This window comes from Trueperella sp. HMSC08H06 (assembly GCF_001808465.1).
Lineage (GTDB): Bacteria > Actinomycetota > Actinomycetes > Actinomycetales > Actinomycetaceae > Trueperella > Trueperella bernardiae.
In genome coordinates this window covers 161,265-183,430 of the sequence record NZ_KV793344.1, presented here as the reverse complement: position 1 = coordinate 183,430, position 22,166 = coordinate 161,265, and the positions used below count along the sequence as shown (strand labels likewise).

Genomic DNA, 22,166 nt, shown 5'->3' with positions numbered 1-22,166 from the left:
CTTACAGTTGAGGATGGAGAAGCGACGGTGCCGCTCCGAGCAGTTTCTTGGTGTAGGGGTCCTTCGGGTTGGCCAGGAGCTCCTTCGCCGGGCCCTCCTCCACGACCTTGCCCTTGTTCATCACCGCAATGCGGTCGGAGATGTAACGCACGGTCTGGATGTCGTGGGAGATAAAGACCATCGCGAGCCCCAGCTCGTTCTTCAGGTCCATGAGAAGGTTGAGGATCTGGGCGCGCACCGACACGTCGAGGGCCGACGTCGGCTCGTCGGCAATGATCGCGTCCGGGCGCAGGGCGAGCGCGCGGGCGATCGCCACGCGCTGGCGCTGGCCACCGGACAGCTGGCCGGGAAGCGCGTCGAGTGCCGACTGCGGCAAGCCCACCTGGGCGATCAGCTCCTCCACGCGGGCGTCACGCTCGGCTTCGGTGCCGATGTCGTGGACGCGCAGCGGGTCGAGTAGCTGGTCACGCACGTGCATGCGGGCATTCAGCGCGGTGGCCGGATCTTGGAAGACGACCGAGACGACGCGCCCGATCTTCCGGCGGTCGGCAGCCGAACGCTTCGTCACCTCCTCACCCTTGAAGAAGACCCGGCCCGTGGTGGCCTCCTGCAGGCCACACATGACGTTCGCGGTGGTGGATTTGCCACACCCGGACTCGCCCACGATGCCGAGCACCTGGCCGGGCATGACCTTCATCGACACCCCGTCCACCGCGTGGACCTTGGTGGGGTTGAAGATAGTGCCGGCGCGGGTCTTGAAGATGACGTGCAGGTCGCGCAGTTCGATGATCGGGGTCTCGCTCATCGTGCTTCTCCCTTCGCTTCAGTGTTCTGCCCCGCCGGGACACCGGGCTGGGCAGGGGCCGGGTAGCCGGCGTCGGTCCAGGCCGAATCCGGGATGGCGGCGTAGTAGTGGTCGCGTCCGGGGATCTCCATGCGCAGCGGCGGGGTGGTGAGCCCGACGTCGGGGTGCGAGGAGCGCGGCGCGAAACGGTCGCCCGCCGGGAAGTCCTTCGGCGACGGGACCGTGCCGGGGACCTGGTGGAGCCTGTCGGCGCCCGCCTCGATCGAGAGCACCGAGCCGAGCAGGCCACGGGTGTACTCGTGGACGGGGTGGGTGAGCAGCTCCGAGGCCGGCGCCTGCTCGACCACCTGGCCGGCGTACATGACCGTGATCTTGTGGGCGACCTCGGCCACGAGGGCCAGGTCGTGGGAGACGAAGACCATCGCAAATCCGAGCTTCTCGCGCAGGTTGTTGAGCAGCTCGATGACCTGCTTTTGCACCGTCACGTCGAGGGCGGTGGTCGGCTCGTCGGCAATGATGAGCTTCGGGTCGCGGGTGAGGGCCATGGCGATGAGCACGCGCTGGCGCTGGCCGCCGGAGAGCTCGTGCGGGTAGGACTCGAGCGTGCGCTTCGGGTCCAGGCCCACCAGCTCCAGCAGCTCCTCGGCGCTGCGGGTGCCGCCGCGCGAGGTCAGCTGCTTCATCTGGCTGCGGATGAGCATGGCCGGGTTGAGCGAGGACAGGGCGTCCTGGTAGATCATCGCCATTTCGTTGCCGAGCAGCGCCTGGCGCTCCTTGGCGCTCATCTTCAGAAGGTCCTTACCCTCGTAGAAGATCTCGCCGCTGATCTCGGCGCGCGGGTCGATGAGGCCCATGACCGTGAGCGCGGTGATCGACTTACCACAGCCGGACTCGCCCACCAGGCCCATCGTCTCGCCCTTGCGGACCGAGAAGTTGACGTGGTCGACCACGTTGATGTCGCCGTGGCGCGGGAACTTGATCGACAGGTTGCGCACCTCCAGCAGCGGCTGGCCGGTGGCGGTGGCGACGAAGCGGTCCGTGCGCTTGGACTCGACCACCTCGAGCTGATCGAGGCGAGCCTTGAGCGATTCGGCCTGGGCGGCGTAGGCGAGGCGTGGGTCGAGCAGCAGCTTGTCCTGCTCGCGGGCGCCCGTGACGGCCTCGACCTTCTGGGCCGACGACGGCGCCGCCACCATCGCGTCGGTAATACCTTCGGACAGGATATTGAGGCATAGCACCGTGAGCATGATGAACAGACCCGGGAAGAGCGCCGTCCACCACATGCCGAGCAACACCGACAGGTTCGACGACGCGTCCGACAGGACGTTACCCCAGGTGGGGACCATCGTGGACTGCAGGCCCGAGCCGATGAAGGTCAGCGAGGCCTCGAGGATGATCGCGTCAGCAACCAGCACGGTGGCGAACACGAGGACCGGGGCGGCCGTGTTGCGGGCCACGTGACGGATGAGGATCCAGGGTGCACGCGCACCGGAGACGATGACCGCGCGCACGTAGTCCTCGCCGTAGGCGCTCATGACGTTCGCACGAACGATGCGGGCCAGCTGCGGGATGTAGACGAAGGCGATCGAGCAGATGATGACGATTACCAGGCCCACCACGTTGTCCGGCTCGAGGCGGCGGGAGAAGACTAGCACCATGACCGCGGCCATTGCGATGCCGGGGACGGCCATGATGACGTCCATGATGCGCATGATCACTTCGCCGATCCACTTGCGCGACACGGCGGCGACCGCACCGATGAGGGCGCCGAAGACCAGTGCCACGAGGGTGGCGGCGATGCCGATGATGAGCGAGAAGCGGCCACCGTAGAGGATGCGGGACAGGATGTCACGGCCCACGTGGTCCGTGCCGAACGGGTGCTCGCCTCCGGGGGCGAGCCACTGGCCGCCCAGCTCGTTGGGGTTGTAGGGGGCGATCAGCGGGGAGAGGAAAGAAATGATGAAGATGAGGATGAGGAACACCATGGCCAGGCGCGCGCCGAGCGACATGTTCTTGATCCGCGAGAAACGGGCTCCGGGCGCCGTGACCTTCTCGAGCTTCTTTTTCTTGGAAGTCATCTGTTACACCGACCTAATACGCGGGTTGATGAGGAGGTAGAGCATGTCAACCACAATGTTGACGATGATGAAGGAGATCGCGACCACGAGCGCGCCGCCTTGCACGAGGTTGACCCAGTTGTTCTGGATGCCGAGGATGAGCACGCGGCCCATGCCCTGCAGGCCGAAGATGATCTCGATGACGACGGCGCCACCCATGAGGTAGCCAACGCGCAGGCCGAGCACGGTCACCGGGGTAATGAGGGCGTTGCGCAGAACATTGCGGCCGATGACGACCGAGCGCGGGATGCCGGCGCCGAGTGCGGTGCGCACGTAATCCCTATCGAGCTCTTCCACCATGGAGGTTCGCACCACGCGGGTCATCTGGCCGATCACGGGGACCGCCAGGGAGAAGGCGGGAAGCAGCATGCGCATGAACCATCCGCCAAAGTCTTCGCTCATCGCGGGCAGGCCACCGGAGACGGGGATCGAACCGCCCACGAAGGCCAGCACCAGGAGGGAGGCGAGCCAGAAGGACGGGGTGCCGATGCAGATCACCGAGAAAACGCGGATGACCTGATCTGGCCAGCGGTCGCGGTAGATGGCGGCGAGGATGCCGAGCGGGAAGGCAACGAGGATAGCGATGATGAGGCCGAAGAAGGTCAGAGACAGGGTGACCGGGAGTGCGCCCATCACCATGTCGGACACGCGGTTGGTTTCGCCGACGCCGTAGATGCCCAGGTCTCCCTGGAACATGTTGATGACATAGTTGCCGTACTGGATAAAGAAGGGATCGTTGAGGCCGTGTGCGACGCGGAACTCTTCCAGCGCCTGCGGCGTCGCGAACTCGCCGAGAGCCGTGTAGGCCGGGTCGATCGGCGAGAGAGACATGATGAAGAAGACGAGCAGGGTCACGCCGATCACCATGATGGGAAGCGCGATCAGGCGCCGCCCGAGAAGTCTGAGCAGATTGTTCATCTGTATTTCCTCTTCCGACGAGGGAGGGCTGAGGTCAGTGCGCACCTATGTGCGCTGCCCTAACTGGCTGAGGGTGCAAAAAGTGGAGGGTAGGCGGAAGGACCTACCCTCCACTCTTTGACTCGAATGGATGTTACTTGACCGAAGCGCCGACAAGGTTGAGGCCGGTGGTGCCAATACCGTGGGCACCCACAACCTTGTCCCCGTTGATGCCGGTGATCATCGTGCGGTGGAAGAGCGGGAAGAGCGGAGCCTCATCGGCGATAAGATCCTGCGCCTCGCCCCACAGCTTCTTCGCTTCGTCACCAGAGGCCTGCTCGGCACCGGTCACGATCTCGGAGAGCTTGGCGAACTGCTCGGGCGCGGAGTTGGCCCACTGCGTACGCTTCTGGGTCCACACGTTGTCGCCGTACCACCAGTTGATGATGATGCCCGGGTCGGAACCGAAGACCGACGGATCGCCCGGTGCGAGGGCGACGTCGAAGGTCGGGTTGTCGACGTCGGCGAAGTTCGCGTAGAGGTCACCCGAGGCCATCGACTGAACGTTGACGGTCAGGCCAGCGGCCTCGAGATCCTGGCGGATCTGCGGGGCGAGGTTGGCGATCCACGGGTGATCGGTGGTGATGAGGGTGATCTCCTTCAGGCCGGCGGCTTCGAAGGCAGCCTTAGCCTTGGCCGTGTCATAGGTGAACTGCTCGGCAGCCTCCTTGTGCATCGGGTTGGCAGCGGGCAGGAAGGAGGTGGCAACGGTCGCGTCGCCGCCCATCACGTCGTTGACCAGCTTCGCACGGTCGATCGCGTAGTGGAAGGCCTTGCGGACGTCCTTGTTGTCGAACGGAGCCTTGGAGGTGTTGAACATCAGGAACGGGTTGTTGTAGCCCGGAACCTCGTCCAGGGTCCAGCCGGCGGCTGCGAGCTGATCCTTGGTGGCCGACGGGACGGTCTCCATCACGTCGATGGTGCCACCGAGGGCGGCAGCCAGACGGGCCGCGTCGTCCTTGAGGACATCCCAGTGGATCTTCTCAACGGTGGCGGGCTTGGAGCCATTGTAGTGCTCGTTCGGGACGGCCTCGATCGCGGTGTTGGTGATCGACTCGTACTTGTACGGGCCGGTGCCGATCGGCTTGGCGGTCATCTCTTCCTGCGTGGAGGCCGCGGGGACGATCTTCACATCGACAAAGCGCTCAGCGACGGCGGCGAAGGGGTACTTCGTCTTGATCGTGATCGTCTTGTCATCCTTCGCCTCGACCGAATCGACGAAGCTGAAGAACTGCTTGTAGATCGAGGTGTCGGCCGTCGTGCGGGCATAGGACTCGAGCACGTCAGCCGTGGTGACGTCGGTGCCATCCGAGAACTTCGCGCCGTCGCGCAGAGTGACCTCGTACTCGGTGTCCGAAACCTTGACCGGATCGCCGGCAGCCAGGGCCGGGAAGAGCTCGTAGTTGGACATGTCGAACTCGTACAGACCCTCAACGACGTGCCAGTTCGCACCCATGGCCAGAGCCGAGGAGGTGGTGGACGGATCGTAGTTCGTGGTCTCGTAGGCGACACCCAGGTTCAGCTGACCGGACGGGGCCCCACCTGTGGAGGTGTTCGAATCGGTGGTCCCGGACGATGACGGCGTCTGCGAGCTTCCTCCGCCACAGGCGGCCAGGGCGAGCGTGGTGGCGGCAGCGACAGCCGTCAACTTCGCCCAGCGCTTTGTAGAACGCATGTTGTTTCCTCTCCATTGAGTTAAATGTGAAGCGCCAACGCTTCTCATCGGGTACACTCATCGTATGTTGTCTGACAAGTCCGCGCAAGTGCTTTTAAGTAAGTACTCCCCGACAACGATGCCGGGGAAGAGCGCCATTCCAACCACGAACCGCTCATCAGCCACGATCGATGCCGTCAAGTCCTATATCATCCAACACGACCTCAAGCCCGGAGATCCGCTTCCCACCGAAGCGGCCCTGTGCGAGGCGCTCGGCGTTTCGCGTTCCTCCGTGCGCGAGGCCCTGCGCAAGCTCGAGGCGCTCGACATCATCCGCGTCCACCAGGGCCGGGGCTCCTTCGTGGGCGACATGTCGCTCGAGCCGATGGTCGAAACCCTCGTGTTGCGCTTCGCCCTCGACCGGGCCTCGGGCACGGAGTCGCTGCGCCAGGTGGTCTCCACGCGGCGCTTCCTCGACCTGGGCGTCGCCGTTGCGGTAACCACCGCGATGAAAGGCACCGCCAACCCGGAGCTGCACCGGCTGGTTGAGCGCATGGTGGAGAAGGCCTCCCGCGGGGAGCGGTACATGGAAGAGGACAGCGCCTTCCACAACGAGATCATGGCCTACCTGGATAACGAGCTGATCTCCCAGCTCAACGCGGCGATGTGGCTCATCCACCAAACCTTCATCCCCGATCTGGACGTGGAACAGGACGACGGGCTGCTCCAGACCGCGCGCGCCCACGAGCGCATGCTCCTCACGGCCGAGGCCGGCGACGAGGCGGCCTACCGCCAGGCGGTCATCGACCACTACGCCCCGCTCGCCGACATCCTCGAGATGAGCTAACCGCCGCGCGGCACGAAGGCGGACCCGTGGCGAGCCGACAAAGGACGGCGTCGCGCAGGCCGGCAAGGGGCGACGCCGAGCGGGTCTGTTCGCGCGTGATGGCGCTGTGTCCGGACAGTGTCGGCGCGGTCGATTAGACTGGACACACAGACGAACGGAGGACCTCATGCTTTCCACTCTTGCCCGCCCGCTGCTCGCGGCGCCCTTCGTGGCCGCCGGTATCGACGCGATCCGTAAGCCCGCCGGCCACCGTGCCGCCGCCGAACGCATCCTCGGGGTGCTCGAGCGGGCGGGCGTGCCCACGAAGGACATCCCGGTTGACGTGCTGACCCGCGTCACGGGTGCGGTCTTCACTGTTGCCGGCGTTTCGCTCGCGCGCGGGCGCATGCCGCGCTCTACCGCCCTCATGCTGGGCGCGATGCAGATCCCGATGTCGCTGGGCCGCAACCCGTTCTGGGAGCAGTCTGGGCCCGCGCGTCGTGCCTCTCTTTCGGCGCTGGTTGCCGACGCCGGCCTCATCGGTGGCGCCCTCATCGCCTCGACCGACCGGGGCGGCAGGCCCTCGCTCGGCTGGCGCGCCTCCACGTGGGCGAAGGACGTCTCCGAGAACGCCCACATCGGTACCAGCCGGTGACGTGGCCGGCCCCCGCGTCGGGCCCTGCCCACGCCACGTTCTCCATCCCCGGCTCGAAGTCGCTGACGAACCGGTACCTCGTGCTTGCCGCCCTGGGCGATGAGCCGACCGTGATTCGCCACCCGCTGGTGGCGCGCGACACCGAGCTCATGGCCGGCGCCCTTGAGGCGCTGGGCGCGCGGGTGGTGCGCGGCGGCGATGCGTGGCGCGTGGAGCCGGGCCCGTTCCGGGGCGGGCGCATCGAGTGTGGGCTTGCCGGCACGGTTATGCGCTTCATTCCGCCGCTCGCCGCGCTGGCGGGTGATCCCGTGGTTCTCGACGGCGACCGGGCGGCCCGTGTGCGGCCGATGGGCGCGATCGTGGAAGCACTGGGCAGGCTCGGGGCGCGCGTGGAAGCCGGCGAGCACGAAGGCTCCCCCGTTTTGCCACTGACCGTGCACGGGACTGGCCGCGTGGCCGGCGGCCAGCTCGATATCGACGCCTCGGCCTCCTCCCAGTTTGTTTCCGCCCTGCTGCTCGCCGCGCCTCGGATGGAGCGCGGCCTCGACCTGCGCCACGTGGGCGCTAGCCTCCCGTCGGCACCGCACATCGCGATGACGGTGGAGGTCCTACGCGAGGCGGGGATCGAGGTCGTGGACGAGGGGCAGCGTTGGGTGGTCTCCCCCGGCGTACCCAGACTGGGCGAGGTAGCGATCGAGCCAGACCTTTCGAACGCGGGGGCATTCCTCGCCGCCGCGATGGTGACCGGCGGAACCGTGCGCGTGGAGCGCTGGCCGGAGGCGACCACGCAGCCGGGGGATGCCTACCGTCGGATCTTTACCCAGATGGGCGGGCGGGCGCGCCTGGAGGGCGGCACACTGGAGCTGACCGGGCCGGAGCGCATCGTGCCGTTTGATGCCGACATGAAGGACGTGGGCGAGCTCGTGCCAACCGTGGCCGCCGTCGCCGCGTTTGCCGGCGGCACGTCGCGCCTGCGCAACATCGGCCAGCTGCGCGGGCATGAGACGAACCGGCTCGCGGCGCTCGTGACCGAGCTTGGCCGCGCTGAGATTTCGGCCCGCGAGGAGGGCGATGACCTGGTGATCGAAGGCGGGGCCGGGCGCCCCGCCACGTTCGACACGTACGACGACCACCGGATGGCCACGTTCGCCGCGCTCCTCGGGCTACGCCTGGAGGGCTCGCGCGTCCAGAACGTGGAGACGACAGCGAAGACACTGCCGGGCTTCGTTGCGATGTGGGAAGGGGCGTTCGGGCATGTCGAGGCGTGACATCGGCACGGACGACCACCGGGTGCGGGTGCGCCCGGGCAAGGGCTCGCGCCCGCGCACGAAGATCCGGCCCGACTACAGCCAGGCCGCGCGCGCCCGAGTCTACCGGGTGGATCGCGGGCGCTATCACGTCACGCTCGAGGACGGAACAAAGGTGACGGCCGTCAAGGCCAAGGAGCTGGCACGCGGTGCGATCGTGGTGGGCGACATCGTGGCCCTCACGGGCGACCTGTCGGGTCGGAAGGACACGCTCGCCCGGATCGTCCAGGTGGACCCGCGCAAGACGGCCCTGCGGCGCACGGCCGAGGAGTCGGAGGCGGCAGGTACCGAGCGGGTCATCGTGGCGAACGCCGACCAGCTGGTCATCGTCACGGCGCTCGCCCAACCCGAGCCGCGCCCCGGCATGATCGACCGCTGCCTCGTAGCCGCCTACGACGCCGACATGCACCCGATCCTGCTGCTCACCAAGTCGGATCTGGCCAGCCCCCAGGCGCTGCTCGACCTGTATGCCGACCTCGACCTCGACATCTACACCTCCACGATCGACGAGAAGCGCGAGACGTCGGACGTGGGTGAGATTGCCGCTGCGCTAGAAGGCCACGTGTCGGTGCTGGTGGGGCACTCGGGGGTAGGGAAGTCGACGCTCATCAACGCACTCGTGCCGAGCGCCGAGCGCGAGACCGGGCACGTGAACGAGGTGACGGGACGCGGGCGGCACACGTCGACGTCGGCGATGGCCTTCGGCCTCGAGGGCGGCGGCGTGGTCATCGATACGCCAGGCGTGCGCACGTTCGGCCTCGCGCACGTCGAGGCCGAGGACCTGCTGCGCGGGTTCCCGGATCTGCGCGAGGCGGCCGAAGACTGTCCGCGCGGTTGCCCGCACGAGCCCGGCGCGCTCGAATGCGCGCTCGAAGAGGTGGAAGGCGAGCGGCTCATGGCCCGTGTTGAGTCCTTCCACCGCCTGCTCGATTCACGCCAGAAGATGGACCCCCACTGGGCCTAGCCACACCGGGCGGGCCTGGTGGCCGGGGCGTAACCGGCATGGCGGCGTCGTGCGCGGGGCTCGATGGGCGCGCGGGGCGTGCGAAAGCCAATCAGCGGCTATGCTTGGGGCATGCAACCACGTTACGCCGATGACCTGCAGGTGGCCCTCGGGATCGCCGACCGGGTCGATGTCCTTACCCTCGAGCGCTTTCGGGCCGCCGACCTGCGGGTCGAGACCAAGCCCGACATGACCCCCGTCTCTGACGCCGACCGCGCCGCCGAGCGCCTCATTCGCGACATGTTGCGCCAGTTCCGTTCGCGCGACGGCGTGACGGGCGAGGAGGAGGCCCCGGTGGAGGGCCTGTCGGGGCGGCGGTGGATCATCGACCCGATCGATGGCACGAAGAATTACGTGCGCGGCGTGCCGGTGTGGGCCACGCTCATCGCGCTGGAGGACAACGGGGCGATCGTGCTCGGCATCGTCTCAGCCCCAGCGCTCAAGCAACGCTGGTTTGCGGCGAAGGGCCTGGGAGCCTACGCGGGGCGGTCGGCGGCTGCGGCGCGGCGCATCCACGTGTCGCAGGTGGGGCGGGTCTCAGACGCGTCGCTGTCCTATTCGTCGCTGGATGGCTGGTCGGATCGCAACCAGCTGCGCGCCTTTTTGCGCCTGGCTCAGACCTGCTGGCGCACGCGCGCCTTCGGCGACTTTTGGTCGTACATGCTGGTGGCCGAGGGCGCGGTGGATATCGCGAGCGAGCCGGAGCTCAACCTGTATGACATGGCCGCGCTCGTGCCGATCGTGACCGAGGCCGGCGGGCGCTTCACTTCGCTCGAGGGCGAGGATGGGCCGTGGGGGCACAACGCGATCGCCACGAACGGCCACCTTCACAACCCCGCCCTCGAGATCCTCAATTCCGTGCGGGATTAAGCGGTTTCTGCCGCCGGCGGGGCGTGCGGAGAAAAAGTTGTCGGAGGGGACCGCTAGCCTGAAGACATGAGGTTTTTACATACGGCCGATTGGCACCTGGGCCGGGAAATGCACGGTGCCGATCTCACCCCTGCCTTTGAGCAGTGGGCCGATCACGTGGTCGATCTCGTGGCGGCGGAGAGTGTGGATGCGCTCTTCATTTCAGGTGACGTGTTTGACCGCAGCGTCCCGCCCGTCACCATGGTGGAGCTGCTGTCTGACACGCTTGGGCGCCTGCTCGAGCACACGCGGGTGATCATGACCAGCGGCAACCACGATTCGCCCCAGCGCCTCGGCTTCCTGTCAGGTTTGGTGCGGGATCGGCTGCATATCTGTACCGATTCGCGCCGCGCCCACGTCCCCGTGGTGATGGACGACGACACCGGGGGCGCCCTCATCTACCCCATCCCCTACTTAGATCCGCCCACGGAGCGGGAGAAGCTGGCCGGGGATGAGGTGCTCGAACGCAGCCACATGGCGGTTAACACCGAGATGCTGGCCCGCGTGGAGGCGGACATGAAGCGGCGCGGGGGCAACCCGTACCGGGTGGTGCTCTCCCATTCGTTCGTCATCGGCGCGCAACCCACGGAGTCGGAGCGGGATATCTCGGTGGGCGGGGCGGATTCGATCCCCTCGCACCTGTTCCGCCTGGGCGGGCTCACGGATTACGTGGCCCTCGGCCACATCCACGGCCCGCAACGGGTGGGCACGGAGGGCGATCCGCTCATGCGCTATTCGGGCTCGCCCATCGCCTTTTCCTTCTCCGAGGAAAAGCACGTCAAATCCTCCGTGCTGCTCGATACCCAAAGCGGGGGCGTGGAGCTCATCCCTGCGCCCGTATACCGGCCGCTTGCCACGTTGGAGGACACGCTGGAAAACCTGCTGTCGGTAAAGTACGCGGCGTTTGGCGATTACTTCGTGCGCATCCGAGTCACGGATCCGGACAGGCCGGCCGATCTGTACGCCAAGCTCAAGGCGCGCTTTGCGCACATGCTCGTGCTCGAACACGTGAGTGAGGCCACGGCCGTCACGCTGAGGGAGCTGGCCGAGATCCGTTCCAACCCGCTGGCCGTCATGCGCGAATTCTTTGCGCATGCGGGAGGGCGGGAACTGACCGAGATGGAGGACCAGCTCGTGGCCGATACGTGGGAGAAGGTGAGGGCCTGATGCAGTTCCGGCACCTGACTTTCAGTGCGATCGGCCCATTCCCGGGCACGCACACGATCAACTTTGATGACCTGACGGCCTCCGGCCTGTTCCTTTTTGACGGGCCCACGGGCGCCGGGAAGTCCTCAATTATCGACGCGATCGTCTTCGCCCTGTACGGGGACGTGGCGGGAAGCGACTCGGATCGGTCCCGCATGCGCTCCAGCTACGCGCCCGGCACCGTGGAGTCGGTGGTGGAGCTCGTGTTCACCATCGCCTCGGGCACGTACCGCGTGCGGCGCACGCCCGCCTACCTCAAGCAGAAGGTGCGCGGGGAGGGCACCACGCCCATAGGCGCCACCGCACACCTGTGGCGCATGTCCGAGGCGGCCGTGGAGGCGAAGAAGTGGGAGGCCGGGGAGATCCTCGGCTCGAAGATCTCACAGGTGGATGCCGAGCTGGAGGGGCTTTTGGGGCTCACGCGCGAACAGTTCGTGCAAACCGTGGTGCTCCCCCAGGGTCAGTTCGCTCAGTTCTTGAAGATGAAGTCCACCGAGCGGGCGGCTCTGCTCGAAACCCTGTTCAACACCAGCGATTACAAGCGTTTCGCCTACGCCCTGGAGGATGCGGCGAAGGAGGCACGCGGAAAGGTCAAGGCCGCCTCGGAGGAGGCCATCCGCGCCTTGCACTCCTGGCTTGATATCGACGGGGTGGCCGAACAGTTCCCCCACCTGGTCCAGCTCGTCCTCGAGCCGGACGATGAGGCGCCGCTCGAGGCGATCGCGGAAGCCGACCACGTGCTTGGCCAGGCGTGGGCGGCGGCCTCGGAGCTGACCGTCGAGGTCGGCGCCGCCGCCCGGCAGGCCGCTCAGGCCCTGCAGCAGGCGGAGATCCTCACCGCCGCCATCGCCGAACGGGGTCGGCTGGTGGCCGAGCGCGCAGTGCTGGCCGAGCGTGCGCCACGCATCGAGGAGGCGCGGGCGAAGATCGCCGCCCACGAATCGGTGGCACTCGCCATCGACCGCCTGAACCGGGAGGACTCGGCGCGGGAGGCGCTGTCTGCTATCGCGCTGCCCGCGGTCATGGCGTCCGCGGGGGCGTCCGGGCCGGATGCGGCTGCTACGGAGCCGTCGGCTACGGGTGCGGTGGGCACACCAGCCGCGGGGGCTGCGACCGTCACGGATATTGACTCGCTCGCCAGCGCTATCGCGGCACAGGAGGGCGTGCTGGAGGCCGCCGAATCTGTCATCGATTCCTGCGATGCGGAACTGGCCGGGATCAACACCCAGCTCGGCGCGCTCGCGGAGCTGGCCGCACTCGAGGCCGGCCTGTCGCAGCGCCGAGAGGAACTGGCCGGTCTTGAAAAGGAGGCAGAGGCACTGCAAGCGAGGGCTGCCGAGCTCGATGAACAGCTTGCCGCCTACCCTTCGCGCGCCGCCGAATTCGACTCCGCGCTCCAGGCCAAGCGCACACTTGCCGCCACCGCCCCGGTCATCACGGAAAAGCTTGCCTCCCAGCAAGCGGCCCAAGCCACGGCCACGAAGCTCACGGACGTTGAGGGCACGCTCGAGCGGGCGCGCGGGACCCTGGTGAAGGCCGCCGCCGCGCACTCGGCCCAACGCGAGAAATTAAATGCCACCACGGAGGCCTGGCGCAGATCGATGGCTTCCAACCTAGCCAGCACGCTGAGCGAATCTGAGCCGTGCCCCGTTTGCGGTTCCACCGAGCACCCCGCTCCGGCCGCCCCAGCGGCGGATTCGGCCACGCTCGAGCAGGTCCAGGCCGAGGAGGCGGCGCTCGCGCCGCTGGCCGCCGCACTTGACCAAGCGAACCAAAAGGTCACGGCCCTGTCCAGCTCTGCCGAAGCGTTGCGTTCCCAGCTGGGCGACGCCACGCCCGAGTCGATCGCGGCCACGATTGTTGCTCTCACGGCTGACCTGGCAAAGGCCAGCGCTGCCGAAAAGAACGCGGCGGCGATGGAGGCCGAGCGCGCGGCGCTGGAGGACGCCCAGGCCAAGCAACGTCTGGCACTGGGGCAGGTCCGGGAGGATCAGCGAGCGCTGACCGAACGTACCGCAAGCGCCAGCCAGATGCTCGGGGCCGATACCGCGCGCGTCTCCGACGCGCGCGGGGAATTCCCCAGCGTTCATGACCGCCAGGCCGCGCTTGGCCGGCAGCGCGAACAGCTCAGCAGCTTGCGCGCAGTGGCAACGACGGCGGCATCTGCGGCCCGCTCGCTCGAAGAGGCCCGCGCCGCGGCGTCCGAGGCGCTCGCTGCCGCGCACGTCACCGCCGCGCAGGCCCGCGCAAGCCACCTCCCCCGTCCCACGCTCACAGCGCTGAAGAAGGAGGTAGAGGACCACGCGGCCCAGTGCGCAAGCATCGAAGGCCAACTGGCCAGCGAACGGCTGCAGGTTGAGGGCCAGGAGGTGGACCTGGAGGCCGCCCGGCGAGCCGATGCCGCCGCGCGGGAGGCGGTCTCCCAGGCCAACCGTGCCGAGGCGATCGCCTCACAGCGGATGACCGCCTCGAATGGGCACCTCGCTCGGCTACACGCCGCCCATCGGGACTGGAAGAGGATCAGCGATGCGGCCGGGCCGGCCGCCCGGCTGGCGGATCTGGCGAACGCCGGGTCGATGTCGCTCAGCCGCGTCAAGCTCACGGTGTGGGTGCTTCTGCGCCGCTTCGAGCAGATCGTCGAGCGAGCCAACGAGCACCTCGCCCGCTTCTCCTTCGGCCGCTACGAGCTACGCCGGGCCGACGAGGGGCGCGGGGAGCTTAAGTCGGGCCTCGGGCTCGAGGTGGTCCATCACGACTCCGGCCCTGGCGGCGACCACGTCCGCTCCCCCGGCACCCTCTCGGGCGGCGAGACCTTCTACACCTCGCTCGCCCTCGCGCTCGCACTGTCCGAAGTGGTGCAGGCGGAGAACGGCGGGATCCGCATTGACACGCTCTTGATCGACGAGGGCTTCGGCAGCCTGTCGAGCGACTACCTGCAAACGGTCATGGACACACTCGGGCAGCTGCGAGCGGACGGGCGCACGGTGGGCGTGGTCTCCCACGTGGAGGAACTCAAGGCCATGATCCCCGATCGGGTCACGGTCAAGCCGCTCGGCGGCGGGGGTTCCACGATGAGCGTCTCCGCGTAGGCCGGTCGCGGAGCATGAACCCTTCCCGGTTCTGACTCGCGGTCCCACCCGGCAGGCGCAAAACCCGGGCCCTAGGCGCCCGGCTCGACCAGTGCGCCTGCCTCAAGTTCGGCGGCCAGGTCGGCGCGCTCGATGACGTCGTACCAGAGCAGGTCGATGTCACCGGTTGCCGCGAAGGCCGCCTCCTCACCGGCGATGGCACGGGAGACGAGCTCCTCGTATCCCGGTTCATCCACGAGGATGGTCTCCACGTCCCCCCACTCCACGGAAGCGGTGAGCCGGCGGGCAGTGGGGAGCTCGGCCGCGTGCTCTAGCGCACGGCCGGGCACCTCGGCCACGCACACCATCCGGCGGCGCGCCTGACGGCCGGCAAGCAGGCGGAGCGAGTCGTCAGCGGCGGCAAGGGTGGCGATCATTTCCCATCCCTCGTCGTCCTCGCGTGGCACGGCCCGCTTGAGTTCGGGTGTGACGGCGTGAACCAGCCGGGGCTCGATGGCCGCGGCGAGATCCTCGGGCGTGAGCGGAATGTAGATGCGCATAGACACATTCTAAACCGCCGCGCCCGCTGACGCGCTCGCCTGATGCCCCCGCCGCTATGCGCCCGCGGCGCCGATGACCTCCCACAGGGCCCGCACGTCCTTGGCATAGCCAGAACGCGGGTAGGTACCCACCATGTCGCGGGCCTGGAGCTCGCAGCGTTCGAGGCGCCGCCGATCAGCGCGCAGGAAGTGAATCGGCACGGGTGCGTCGGCGAGGAGCGAGAGGACCTTCGCCTTACCGTCCACGCCCAGTCCGTGCTCGGAGAGGAGGACCACCCCGTGGTGCTCGCCAAGCCTGTCACTGCCCAGGGCGTCGAGGTGTTCGAGGAAGCGCCGCAACCCCACGGGCGTGCCGGCGCCCACGTGCACCACCACGTCCGCCGCCTCCACGGCCGAGCGGGTGGCGGCGTGGCGGTCCTCGCGGGAGGGCCGCGCCTCCATCCCACCGGAAAGGTCCACGATCACCGCGTCCGCGGATGCGGCGAGCGGCTCCCACATGCGCTCGACCACCACCCGGGGCAACTCCCTCCAGCGCTCGCCAGTATTAAGGCCGGCAAGTAGGCGGCCAGGCTTATCAGCCCCGCGCCCGGGCAGCTCCACCAGCACCGCGTCGATGAGCTCGGCCGGGTCCTTGCCCCGCTCGATGTGCCGGGCGAGGGCCACGATGGCAGACGTCTCCTCCAGCCCGTAGAGCTGGGACAGGCTGGGGCGGTGGGTGTCGGCGTCGACCACCACGACGTTCGGGGCAACCGCCGCGAGGTCTCGCACGAGCGCCGATCGCCCCACGCTCCCGCCCGGCCCCCACACGGCGATGATCCGGCCCCGCCGCATCGGTGCCGCCACGGGTTCAACGGGCGTGGACCCGCGCACGAAGTCCACCATCTCCGACTCGGCCACGGGCACCGCGCCGAGCGCGTTGATGGCCGTGACCGGCCGGAAGGACGGCACCACACCCACGCGCGCGCCGGCGGCGGCGAGCCGGGTGACGGCCGAGAGGTCGAGCGCGGGATCGTCGCCCAGCAACACGATCTTGCCCAGGTTGGCCTCAACCCCGGCGATGACCTCGGCCAGGTCGGCACACCGGCGGGCGATGCGGACCTCCTCGCCGAACGCCGCCAGGCCGCGCACCACCTGCTCCTCAAGCTGGGCGGGCAAACATAGGAGGATCATTGGCCGGCCTTCCCCACGAGCACCAGCCCGTCCTGGGTGCCGAGCACCTCGAGGATCCCGGGCACGTCGGCTGGCGCCACCCGGATCTGGGCGGCGGTCTGCGAGCCCACGCCCCCGACCTCCACGGAAACGATCACCGCGCCCTGCGCGATGAGCCTCGCCCCCGAGGCCGTGTTGATGGTCGCGTTCTGCACGCGCCACACATCCACCTGCGACCCCACCCCCACGCTCGAGGCGGGCGCCACGAGCAGCGGGATGGTCACGTCGGCAAGCGCGCCTGGCTGGCCGAGGGCGGAGGTCGGGAGAAGATCGCCGGGCTGAAGAGCGTGAGTTGCCACGGCGCCGTCGGGAATCTGCCCGCTCCTCACGTACTCGGCCCCCACGCGCTCGGGCAGCTCCACCACTGTGAACTGGCTCTCACTTAGCACACTACCCTCCGCGACCGGGGCGCTCGCGCGCAGTAACGGGACAGAGGATTCCCCACCCAGCACGACCGAGCCCGCGAGCCCGCCACTCGCAATGAGAAGCACTCCAATGGCCAGCCGCGGATCCTTCCACGGTAGATATTTCGATATCGTCATGGCTCAACCGTTGCATATTTCGCGAAAATCGTTCACAGTTTTCCACAGGACTTAACACCCGTGTACAGTTCAAGCGTCGGTCGCTAGTAGATGGGACACTCTAGCTATGTCTAGGTTTCTAACAATCGCTGATGTCGCCGAGTACCTGAATGTCTCGGCCGGACAGGTACGCACGCTCATCAAGAATGGCGAACTTCCTGCCATTCAGGTAGGCGGACGCGGCCAGTGGCGCATTGAGGACGCCGTGCTCACCGAGTACGTCGAGCGCGCCTACGCGGCCACCCGAGAAAAAATCGCGTCGGGAGAGGATTTCTAAACCCCGCGGTTCACCCTCGCCTGGCTCATCACGGCTATCGCATCGATCGGAATGACGATCTGCGATAGCCGTTCCCTTTGCCCGAAATCGTAGCGGGCCTCCCACGGCTGGGCGTACGAACCGTACCGATCCCCGCCCTCCTCTTCAATCAGCAGGTGGTCGCGCCCAACGCCGACCACCCGGCCCGCCACGTTGACGTCCGGCCCGCGCAGCGCCACGTAGGTGTCCTGGAGCTGGCGCACGAACGACCCCACGCTGACCGGCAGGCCACTTCCCGGCGTCTGCGCCCAGGACACGCGGCTGAGGCTCACCACCGCCTCCGTGAGCACGATGTGCTCGTGGGTGGCGTCCGTGAGCAAGAACCAGCCCTCGCCCACCGCCTCGACGACGCCGTCGAGCACCAAGCCCCGCACGGCCACCTCGATGCTCGCTCCCACGGCACCCCGCAGGCGGTCCCCCACCGTGAGCGTGGCCCGTTCGGCGTCGGCGAGGTCGGCCACCTCTGCGTCGAGTTCGTCGCGCTCGCCTTGTTCCACTTCGGAGGCGATGGCCTCAGCAAGAATCGTCCAATCCATAGGCACAGGCTACGGCCGGTCGCCCGCGAGCGCTCCACTTTCCACACCGTCGCGCATCTCACCCTTCGACTTACCGGGTATACCCACTCGCGCACGCCATCAAACAGCACCAAACTCGATCACACAGCATCAAACAACACCAAACAGCATCATTGGAGTCGACATGAACCCGTCCCACACCGGCGCACCCCAGCAGGACCTGGAGGCCGTGCTCGTCGCCGCGTCCGCCGTGGCAATCGCGCTCGTGGTCCTGTGGTATCTCATCGCCGCGCTCGCACTCCTTCGCGCCTCCCGCTCCGGAAGCCGCACCCTGCGCGCACGGGTCGCCCGTTGGGGTCCGCCGATCCTCAAGGGCATCGCCGCCGCCGGGCTTGCCGGCAGCTTCATCGCTCCCGCCTCCGCCGACGTCGATCTCAGCTGGGGCGCTCCCCTGCCCTCCGCGAGCACGCTCTACGAGCCGGCCGGACCCATTCACGACGCCGACCCCGCCGTCGCGTCCGAAACCGCGGTCGCGCCCCTACCGGAGGCCGGACCAGTCGCCGCCGCCGAAGCACCTCGCATCGGCAAGCCGCTCCACGACGCCGCCCTCGCAGCCACGCGCGAGTCGGCGCCGATCGCCAGGGTCGATCATACAGCGGGAGCCACGCTCATCTCGGAACGCACCCACATCGTGGAAGCCGGGGATTGCCTGTGGTCGATCGCCAGGGACTACTACTCCCCCTCGAACGACTCCGAGTTGGCCGACATCGTGCTCGACCTCTACCTCGCTAACAAGGGCGTCATCGGCGACGACCCGAACCTCATCCGTCCCGGCCAAATCATCACACTTCCCTAAGGACACCCCATGAGCCAAGCACTACTCGATCACAAGGTCCACGTCGCCCCTCCCCCGCCGCCACCGCGCCAGCTCCCGAAGAGCTACCCAGGCCGGTCCTCGCAGTCCCTGCCTGCGCCCTCCAACGGCGAGGGCTTCGACCGCGCAGCCTTCACCTCGCCACGCATCGACAGGCTCATGTACAACGGCGAATCGGGCAAGACCACCGAGAAGCTCACCCCGCCGGACCGCTTCGCCGCCCGCGTGGTCGGCCAGTCCATCGAGGTCCTCATGGGCCACCGGCCCGCCCGCCAGCTCCAGACTTGGATGCACCCCGACGTCTACGAGGCCCTCACCCGCCGCGCCGGCCTCGCCCAGCGCGTGCTCGGCCGGGCCGAGAAGTGCATGCCGCCGCGCATCAAGCGTGTGCGGGTGTGCGAGCCGCGCGACGGGGTCGCCGAGGTCTCGCTCGTCGTTTTCGACGGCAAACGCACCCGCGCGGCGGCCGCCCGGCTCGAGGTGCGCCGCGGCCGGTGGCACGTGACCGCCCTCGAGATCATCTAAGTGGGGCCCGGCCACCCCCGCGGGCCCCTGCCAACGAACTCGCGAGCAACGATTGAAATAAACTGGACGATTTCGGGCCGATCTTCTTATATGAGGAGATCACCCGGAAATCGTCCAGTTTCTTTTAACGCACCTATCCAACGTGGCCCGGTAGCGTCCGCCACCGGGCCGCGCCACCCGCGGGCTCCTACTTGCGCCGCTTGGCCGCACGCCGCTGGGCGCGATTCATCCCCGCGTACGGGTCCGCCTCGCCACCTTGCTGGCCCTGGCCCTGTGTCACAGCGTTGCCGAACGTGCCCACCGGAGGCTTGTTGCCCGCCGCCGGTCCACGCTGGGCCGCGGGACCGCTCTGACCGGCTGACGAGGAATAGGACAGCTTCTGCGACTCGGGCCGCTTGATGCCCAGGATCTTCTCGGTCGACTGCTGCGGCTGCACGGGAGCCTTCTGGCCGATGAAACCGCCCTCACCGGCAGCGAGCGCCGCCTTCGCGGACTCCAACGCCTCGCGGGCCATCCGCTCGGAGGGCAGTTCGAAGTTCAGCAGGTGACGCACCGTCTCCTCGCGGATCGAGTCATTCATCTGCTGGAACATGTGGTAGCCCTCCTGCTTGTATTCGACAAGCGGGTCGCGCTGGGCCATCGCGCGCAGGCCGATGCCTTCCTTAAGGTAGTCCATCTCGTACAGGTGCTCGCGCCACTTGCGATCCAGCACGGTCAGCAGCACCTCGCGCTCCACGTTGCGCATCTGCTCAGAGCCCAGCTCCTCCTCGCGCTCGTGGTAGATCGTCTCCACGTCCTCCAGGATCTCGTCACGCACCGTGCTCCGGCTCAGCTCGCGCTGGTCGCCGCCGTGAGCCTCGATGAGCTCCTCGTCTGTGAACGACGGGCGGTAGATGCCCTTCACGTCCATCCACAGCGCGTGCATGTCCCACTCGTCGGCCGAACCGACCGTGTGGCTGCCCACGACGTCGTCAACCACGAAGGTGATGAACGAGCTGATCTGGTCCTCCACGTCCTCACCCTCGAGAATGCGCCGGCGCTCGGCGTAGACGGTGGAGCGCTGCTCGTTCATCACGTCGTCATACTTCAGCACATTCTTGCGCATCTCGGCGTTGCGCGCCTCGATCTGGGTCTGGGCGCGCTCGATCGCGGTGCTCAGGATCTTGAAGTCGAGCACCTCGTCCTCCGGGCCGTTCTTGAAGCGGTCCGTGGCGCGCGTGTTGCCGAACAGGCGCATGAGGTCGTCGTCGAGTGAGAGGTAGAACCGCGACTCGCCCGGGTCGCCCTGACGCCCTGATCGTCCGCGCAGCTGGTTGTCAATGCGGCGCGATTCGTGGCGCTCCGAGCCGAGCACGTACAGGCCGCCCAGCTCCACCACCTCGTCGTGCTCCTTGGCCACGGCCGCCTTGGCCTCGGCCAGCACCTCGGGCCACACCTTCTCGTACTCCTCGGCGTCCTCCTCCGGGTCCAGCCCACGCTTGGCCATGAGGTCCACCGCGATGTGCTCGGCGTTTCCGCCGAGCATGATGTCGGTGCCTCGACCAGCCATGTTGGTCGCCACCGTGACGGCGCCCTTGCGGCCCGCCATCGCCACCACCGCTGCCTCGCGCTCGTGCTGCTTAGCATTGAGCACCTCGTGCGGCACGTGCGCCTTCTTCAGCAGGGCCGACAGCTTCTCCGAGTTCTCCACCGACGCCGTACCCACCAGCACCGGCTGGCCCGTGGCAAACCGCTCCTTGATGTCCTCCACGATCGCCGCGAACTTGCCGCGCTCCGTGGGGTAGACCAGGTCCGTGTGGTCAACGCGCCGCATCGGACGGTTGGTCGGAATCGGCACCACGCCGATGTCGTAGGTGGAGGCGAACTCCTCCGCCTCGGTCTCTGCCGTGCCCGTCATGCCCGACAGCTTGTCGTACAGGCGGAAATAGTTCTGCAGCGTGATCGTGGCCAGCGTCTGGTTCTCGGCCTTGATCGCCACGCCCTCCTTCGCCTCGATCGCCTGGTGCATGCCCTCGTTGTAGCGGCGCCCGGGCAGCACGCGGCCCGTGTGCTCGTCCACAATCAGCACCTCGCCGTCGGCCACGATGTAATCCTGGTCGCGTGCGAACAGCTCCTTGGCCTTGATCGCGTTGTTGAGGTAGCCAATCAGCGGGGTGTTGACCGACTCGTACAGGTTGTCGATCCCCAGTATGTCCTCAATCTTGTCAATGCCCGGTTCGAGCACGCCCACGGTGCGCTTCTTCTCATCGACCTCGTAGTCAATATCGCGCTTGAGCGAGCCCACCGCCTGGGAGAACATCGTGTACCACTTGTTCGCATCCCCCTCGGCCGGGCCCGAAATGATAAGCGGGGTACGCGCCTCGTCAATGAGGATCGAGTCCACCTCGTCCACGATCGCGAAGTTGTGCTCACGCTGGACCAGGTTGTCCAGGCTCATCGCCATGTTATCGCGCAGGTAGTCAAAGCCGAACTCGTTGTTCGTGCCGTACGTGATGTCGCACGCGTACTGCTCGCGCCGCTGGGCCGGGCTGAGCCCCGTGGTGATGCACCCGGTGGTCATCCCGAGGTAGCGGAACACGCGGCCCATGAGTTCCGACTGGTAGGAGGCCAGGTAGTCGTTGACCGTCACCACGTGCACGCCGCGCCCCGGGATCGCGTTGAGATAGGCGGCGAGCGTGGCCACCAGAGTCTTGCCCTCACCGGTCTTCATCTCCGCGATGTTGCCCAGGTGCAAGGCGGCACCCCCCATGATCTGCACGTCGTAGTGCCGCTGGCCGAGCGTACGCACCGACGCCTCGCGCACCACCGCGAATGCCTCCGGCAGCAGGTCATCCAGGGACTCGCCCTCCTGGTAGCGCTCGCGGAATTCCGCCGTCTGAGCCTTGAGCTCCTCGTCGCTCATCTCCTTGAAGGCGTCTTCCAGCTCGTTGACTTGCCGCGTGATCCCCTCGAGCTTCTTCAGGGTTCTCCCCTCGCCTGCCCGGAGAATCTTATCGATCAGTTTGCGCACGTTTGCTCCTTTTAAGACTGCCGCCATTCTAGCCGTTCCCCGGCCCCCAGCCGCAATTGTCCGCCTCAC

General features: G+C 67.5%; 19 protein-coding genes. 10 read left to right on the top strand and 9 right to left on the bottom strand.

Going from position 1 to position 22,166, the window contains the following annotated elements:
* Position 1: 1 nt before the first annotated feature.
* From HMPREF3174_RS03180 to HMPREF3174_RS03165, 4 genes are all read right to left on the bottom strand, one after another.
* Entirely contained in the window at positions 2 to 805 is an 804-nt protein-coding gene (locus tag HMPREF3174_RS03180) for an ABC transporter ATP-binding protein (protein WP_062613418.1), read from the bottom strand.
* Complete coding sequence (locus HMPREF3174_RS03175) at positions 802 to 2,883, bottom strand: dipeptide/oligopeptide/nickel ABC transporter permease/ATP-binding protein (RefSeq protein WP_062613417.1); 2,082 nt, start codon at positions 2,881 to 2,883, stop codon at positions 802 to 804. Before HMPREF3174_RS03175 ends, HMPREF3174_RS03180 begins: the two co-directional genes overlap by 4 nt.
* Positions 2,884 to 2,886: 3 nt before the next feature.
* Positions 2,887 to 3,840 (bottom strand): ABC transporter permease, encoded by a 954-nt coding sequence (locus HMPREF3174_RS03170; protein WP_062613416.1) that lies wholly within the window; start codon positions 3,838 to 3,840, stop codon positions 2,887 to 2,889.
* A gap of 133 nt (positions 3,841 to 3,973) precedes the next feature.
* Positions 3,974 to 5,554, bottom strand: coding sequence for an ABC transporter substrate-binding protein (locus tag HMPREF3174_RS03165; protein ID WP_062613415.1), 1,581 nt, complete (start codon positions 5,552 to 5,554; stop codon positions 3,974 to 3,976).
* A 64-nt stretch (positions 5,555 to 5,618) separates the two neighbouring features.
* Here HMPREF3174_RS03165 and HMPREF3174_RS03160 point away from each other — a divergent pair, with 64 nt between their 5' ends.
* The 7 genes from HMPREF3174_RS03160 (at position 5,619) to HMPREF3174_RS03130 (ending at position 14,528) form a co-directional block, all read left to right on the top strand.
* Positions 5,619 to 6,380 carry a FadR/GntR family transcriptional regulator gene (locus HMPREF3174_RS03160; protein WP_070447840.1) on the top strand — a complete coding sequence of 254 codons (762 nt, stop codon included), beginning with the start codon at positions 5,619 to 5,621 and terminating at the stop codon, positions 6,378 to 6,380.
* Positions 6,381 to 6,546: 166 nt separating this feature from the next.
* Positions 6,547 to 7,014: a DoxX family membrane protein gene (locus tag HMPREF3174_RS03155; protein WP_062613413.1), complete on the top strand. Its 468-nt coding sequence runs from the start codon at positions 6,547 to 6,549 to the stop codon at positions 7,012 to 7,014.
* Positions 7,011 to 8,282, top strand: coding sequence for a 3-phosphoshikimate 1-carboxyvinyltransferase (gene aroA / locus HMPREF3174_RS03150; RefSeq protein WP_070446462.1), 1,272 nt, complete (start codon positions 7,011 to 7,013; stop codon positions 8,280 to 8,282). Before HMPREF3174_RS03155 ends, aroA begins: the two co-directional genes overlap by 4 nt.
* The gene (rsgA, locus tag HMPREF3174_RS03145; RefSeq protein WP_062613411.1) at positions 8,269 to 9,285 is read left to right on the top strand and encodes a ribosome small subunit-dependent GTPase A; all 1,017 of its coding nucleotides are present in this window, start codon (positions 8,269 to 8,271) and stop codon (positions 9,283 to 9,285) included. Before aroA ends, rsgA begins: the two co-directional genes overlap by 14 nt.
* Positions 9,286 to 9,396: 111 nt before the next feature.
* Entirely contained in the window at positions 9,397 to 10,194 is a 798-nt protein-coding gene (gene hisN, locus HMPREF3174_RS03140; protein WP_062613410.1) for a histidinol-phosphatase, read from the top strand.
* A 66-nt stretch (positions 10,195 to 10,260) separates the two neighbouring features.
* Entirely contained in the window at positions 10,261 to 11,400 is a 1,140-nt protein-coding gene (locus HMPREF3174_RS03135) for an exonuclease SbcCD subunit D (RefSeq protein WP_070447836.1), read from the top strand.
* Entirely contained in the window at positions 11,400 to 14,528 is a 3,129-nt protein-coding gene (locus tag HMPREF3174_RS03130; protein ID WP_148132154.1) for an AAA family ATPase, read from the top strand. The genes HMPREF3174_RS03135 and HMPREF3174_RS03130 overlap by 1 nt, the downstream gene beginning before the upstream one ends.
* A gap of 71 nt (positions 14,529 to 14,599) precedes the next feature.
* Here HMPREF3174_RS03130 and HMPREF3174_RS03125 read toward each other — a convergent pair whose 3' ends face one another.
* Genes HMPREF3174_RS03125 through HMPREF3174_RS03115 form a run of 3 tightly spaced genes read right to left on the bottom strand, consistent with a single transcriptional unit; the run spans position 14,600 to position 16,818 of the window.
* Positions 14,600 to 15,067 carry a DUF6912 family protein gene (locus HMPREF3174_RS03125; protein WP_068538663.1) on the bottom strand — a complete coding sequence of 156 codons (468 nt, stop codon included), beginning with the start codon at positions 15,065 to 15,067 and terminating at the stop codon, positions 14,600 to 14,602.
* 54 nt (positions 15,068 to 15,121) lie between these two features.
* A complete protein-coding gene (locus HMPREF3174_RS03120; RefSeq protein WP_143601997.1) occupies positions 15,122 to 16,237 on the bottom strand; it encodes a CpaE/TadZ family protein in 1,116 nt (371 codons plus the stop codon).
* On the bottom strand, positions 16,234 to 16,818 hold the full coding sequence (locus HMPREF3174_RS03115) for an SAF domain-containing protein (protein ID WP_148132153.1): 585 nt from the start codon (positions 16,816 to 16,818) through the stop codon (positions 16,234 to 16,236). The genes HMPREF3174_RS03120 and HMPREF3174_RS03115 overlap by 4 nt, the downstream gene beginning before the upstream one ends.
* A 106-nt stretch (positions 16,819 to 16,924) precedes the next feature.
* Between HMPREF3174_RS03115 and HMPREF3174_RS03110 the strand changes: the two genes are divergently transcribed.
* Entirely contained in the window at positions 16,925 to 17,134 is a 210-nt protein-coding gene (locus tag HMPREF3174_RS03110; RefSeq protein ID WP_062613404.1) for a helix-turn-helix domain-containing protein, read from the top strand.
* On the opposite strand, the gene HMPREF3174_RS09365 is transcribed toward HMPREF3174_RS03110, so the two are convergent.
* Positions 17,131 to 17,709 carry a hypothetical protein gene (locus HMPREF3174_RS09365; RefSeq protein WP_068538662.1) on the bottom strand — a complete coding sequence of 193 codons (579 nt, stop codon included), beginning with the start codon at positions 17,707 to 17,709 and terminating at the stop codon, positions 17,131 to 17,133. The genes HMPREF3174_RS03110 and HMPREF3174_RS09365 overlap by 4 nt on opposite strands.
* A 163-nt stretch (positions 17,710 to 17,872) precedes the next feature.
* On the opposite strand from HMPREF3174_RS09365, the gene HMPREF3174_RS09360 reads away from it, so the two are divergent.
* Together HMPREF3174_RS09360 and HMPREF3174_RS08940 are read left to right on the top strand one after the other, a co-directional pair.
* The gene (locus HMPREF3174_RS09360) at positions 17,873 to 18,544 is read left to right on the top strand and encodes a LysM peptidoglycan-binding domain-containing protein (protein ID WP_062613402.1); all 672 of its coding nucleotides are present in this window, start codon (positions 17,873 to 17,875) and stop codon (positions 18,542 to 18,544) included.
* 9 nt (positions 18,545 to 18,553) lie between these two features.
* Positions 18,554 to 19,087, top strand: coding sequence for an Rv3235 family protein (locus HMPREF3174_RS08940; protein WP_083200551.1), 534 nt, complete (start codon positions 18,554 to 18,556; stop codon positions 19,085 to 19,087).
* A gap of 187 nt (positions 19,088 to 19,274) precedes the next feature.
* On the opposite strand, the gene secA is transcribed toward HMPREF3174_RS08940, so the two are convergent.
* The gene (gene secA / locus HMPREF3174_RS03090; RefSeq protein ID WP_068538660.1) at positions 19,275 to 22,124 is read right to left on the bottom strand and encodes a preprotein translocase subunit SecA; all 2,850 of its coding nucleotides are present in this window, start codon (positions 22,122 to 22,124) and stop codon (positions 19,275 to 19,277) included.
* Positions 22,125 to 22,166 lie beyond the last annotated feature (42 nt).

Excerpts from the sequence above, each read along its gene's own strand:
- HMPREF3174_RS03180 (WP_062613418.1), bottom strand. The coding sequence starts at position 805 with ATGAGCGAGACCCCGATCATCGAACTGCGCGACCTGCACGTCATCTTC.
- HMPREF3174_RS03175 (WP_062613417.1), bottom strand. The coding sequence starts at position 2,883 with ATGACTTCCAAGAAAAAGAAGCTCGAGAAGGTCACGGCGCCCGGAGCC.
- HMPREF3174_RS03170 (WP_062613416.1), bottom strand. The coding sequence starts at position 3,840 with ATGAACAATCTGCTCAGACTTCTCGGGCGGCGCCTGATCGCGCTTCCC.
- HMPREF3174_RS03165 (WP_062613415.1), bottom strand. The coding sequence starts at position 5,554 with ATGCGTTCTACAAAGCGCTGGGCGAAGTTGACGGCTGTCGCTGCCGCC.
- HMPREF3174_RS03160 (WP_070447840.1), top strand. The coding sequence starts at position 5,619 with ATGTTGTCTGACAAGTCCGCGCAAGTGCTTTTAAGTAAGTACTCCCCG.
- HMPREF3174_RS03155 (WP_062613413.1), top strand. The coding sequence starts at position 6,547 with ATGCTTTCCACTCTTGCCCGCCCGCTGCTCGCGGCGCCCTTCGTGGCC.
- rsgA (WP_062613411.1), top strand. The coding sequence starts at position 8,269 with ATGTCGAGGCGTGACATCGGCACGGACGACCACCGGGTGCGGGTGCGC.
- hisN (WP_062613410.1), top strand. The coding sequence starts at position 9,397 with ATGCAACCACGTTACGCCGATGACCTGCAGGTGGCCCTCGGGATCGCC.
- HMPREF3174_RS03135 (WP_070447836.1), top strand. The coding sequence starts at position 10,261 with ATGAGGTTTTTACATACGGCCGATTGGCACCTGGGCCGGGAAATGCAC.
- HMPREF3174_RS03130 (WP_148132154.1), top strand. The coding sequence starts at position 11,400 with ATGCAGTTCCGGCACCTGACTTTCAGTGCGATCGGCCCATTCCCGGGC.
- HMPREF3174_RS03125 (WP_068538663.1), bottom strand. The coding sequence starts at position 15,067 with ATGCGCATCTACATTCCGCTCACGCCCGAGGATCTCGCCGCGGCCATC.
- HMPREF3174_RS03120 (WP_143601997.1), bottom strand. The coding sequence starts at position 16,237 with ATGATCCTCCTATGTTTGCCCGCCCAGCTTGAGGAGCAGGTGGTGCGC.
- HMPREF3174_RS03115 (WP_148132153.1), bottom strand. The coding sequence starts at position 16,818 with ATGACGATATCGAAATATCTACCGTGGAAGGATCCGCGGCTGGCCATT.
- HMPREF3174_RS03110 (WP_062613404.1), top strand. The coding sequence starts at position 16,925 with ATGTCTAGGTTTCTAACAATCGCTGATGTCGCCGAGTACCTGAATGTC.
- HMPREF3174_RS09365 (WP_068538662.1), bottom strand. The coding sequence starts at position 17,709 with ATGGATTGGACGATTCTTGCTGAGGCCATCGCCTCCGAAGTGGAACAA.
- HMPREF3174_RS09360 (WP_062613402.1), top strand. The coding sequence starts at position 17,873 with ATGAACCCGTCCCACACCGGCGCACCCCAGCAGGACCTGGAGGCCGTG.
- HMPREF3174_RS08940 (WP_083200551.1), top strand. The coding sequence starts at position 18,554 with ATGAGCCAAGCACTACTCGATCACAAGGTCCACGTCGCCCCTCCCCCG.
- secA (WP_068538660.1), bottom strand. The coding sequence starts at position 22,124 with ATGGCGGCAGTCTTAAAAGGAGCAAACGTGCGCAAACTGATCGATAAG.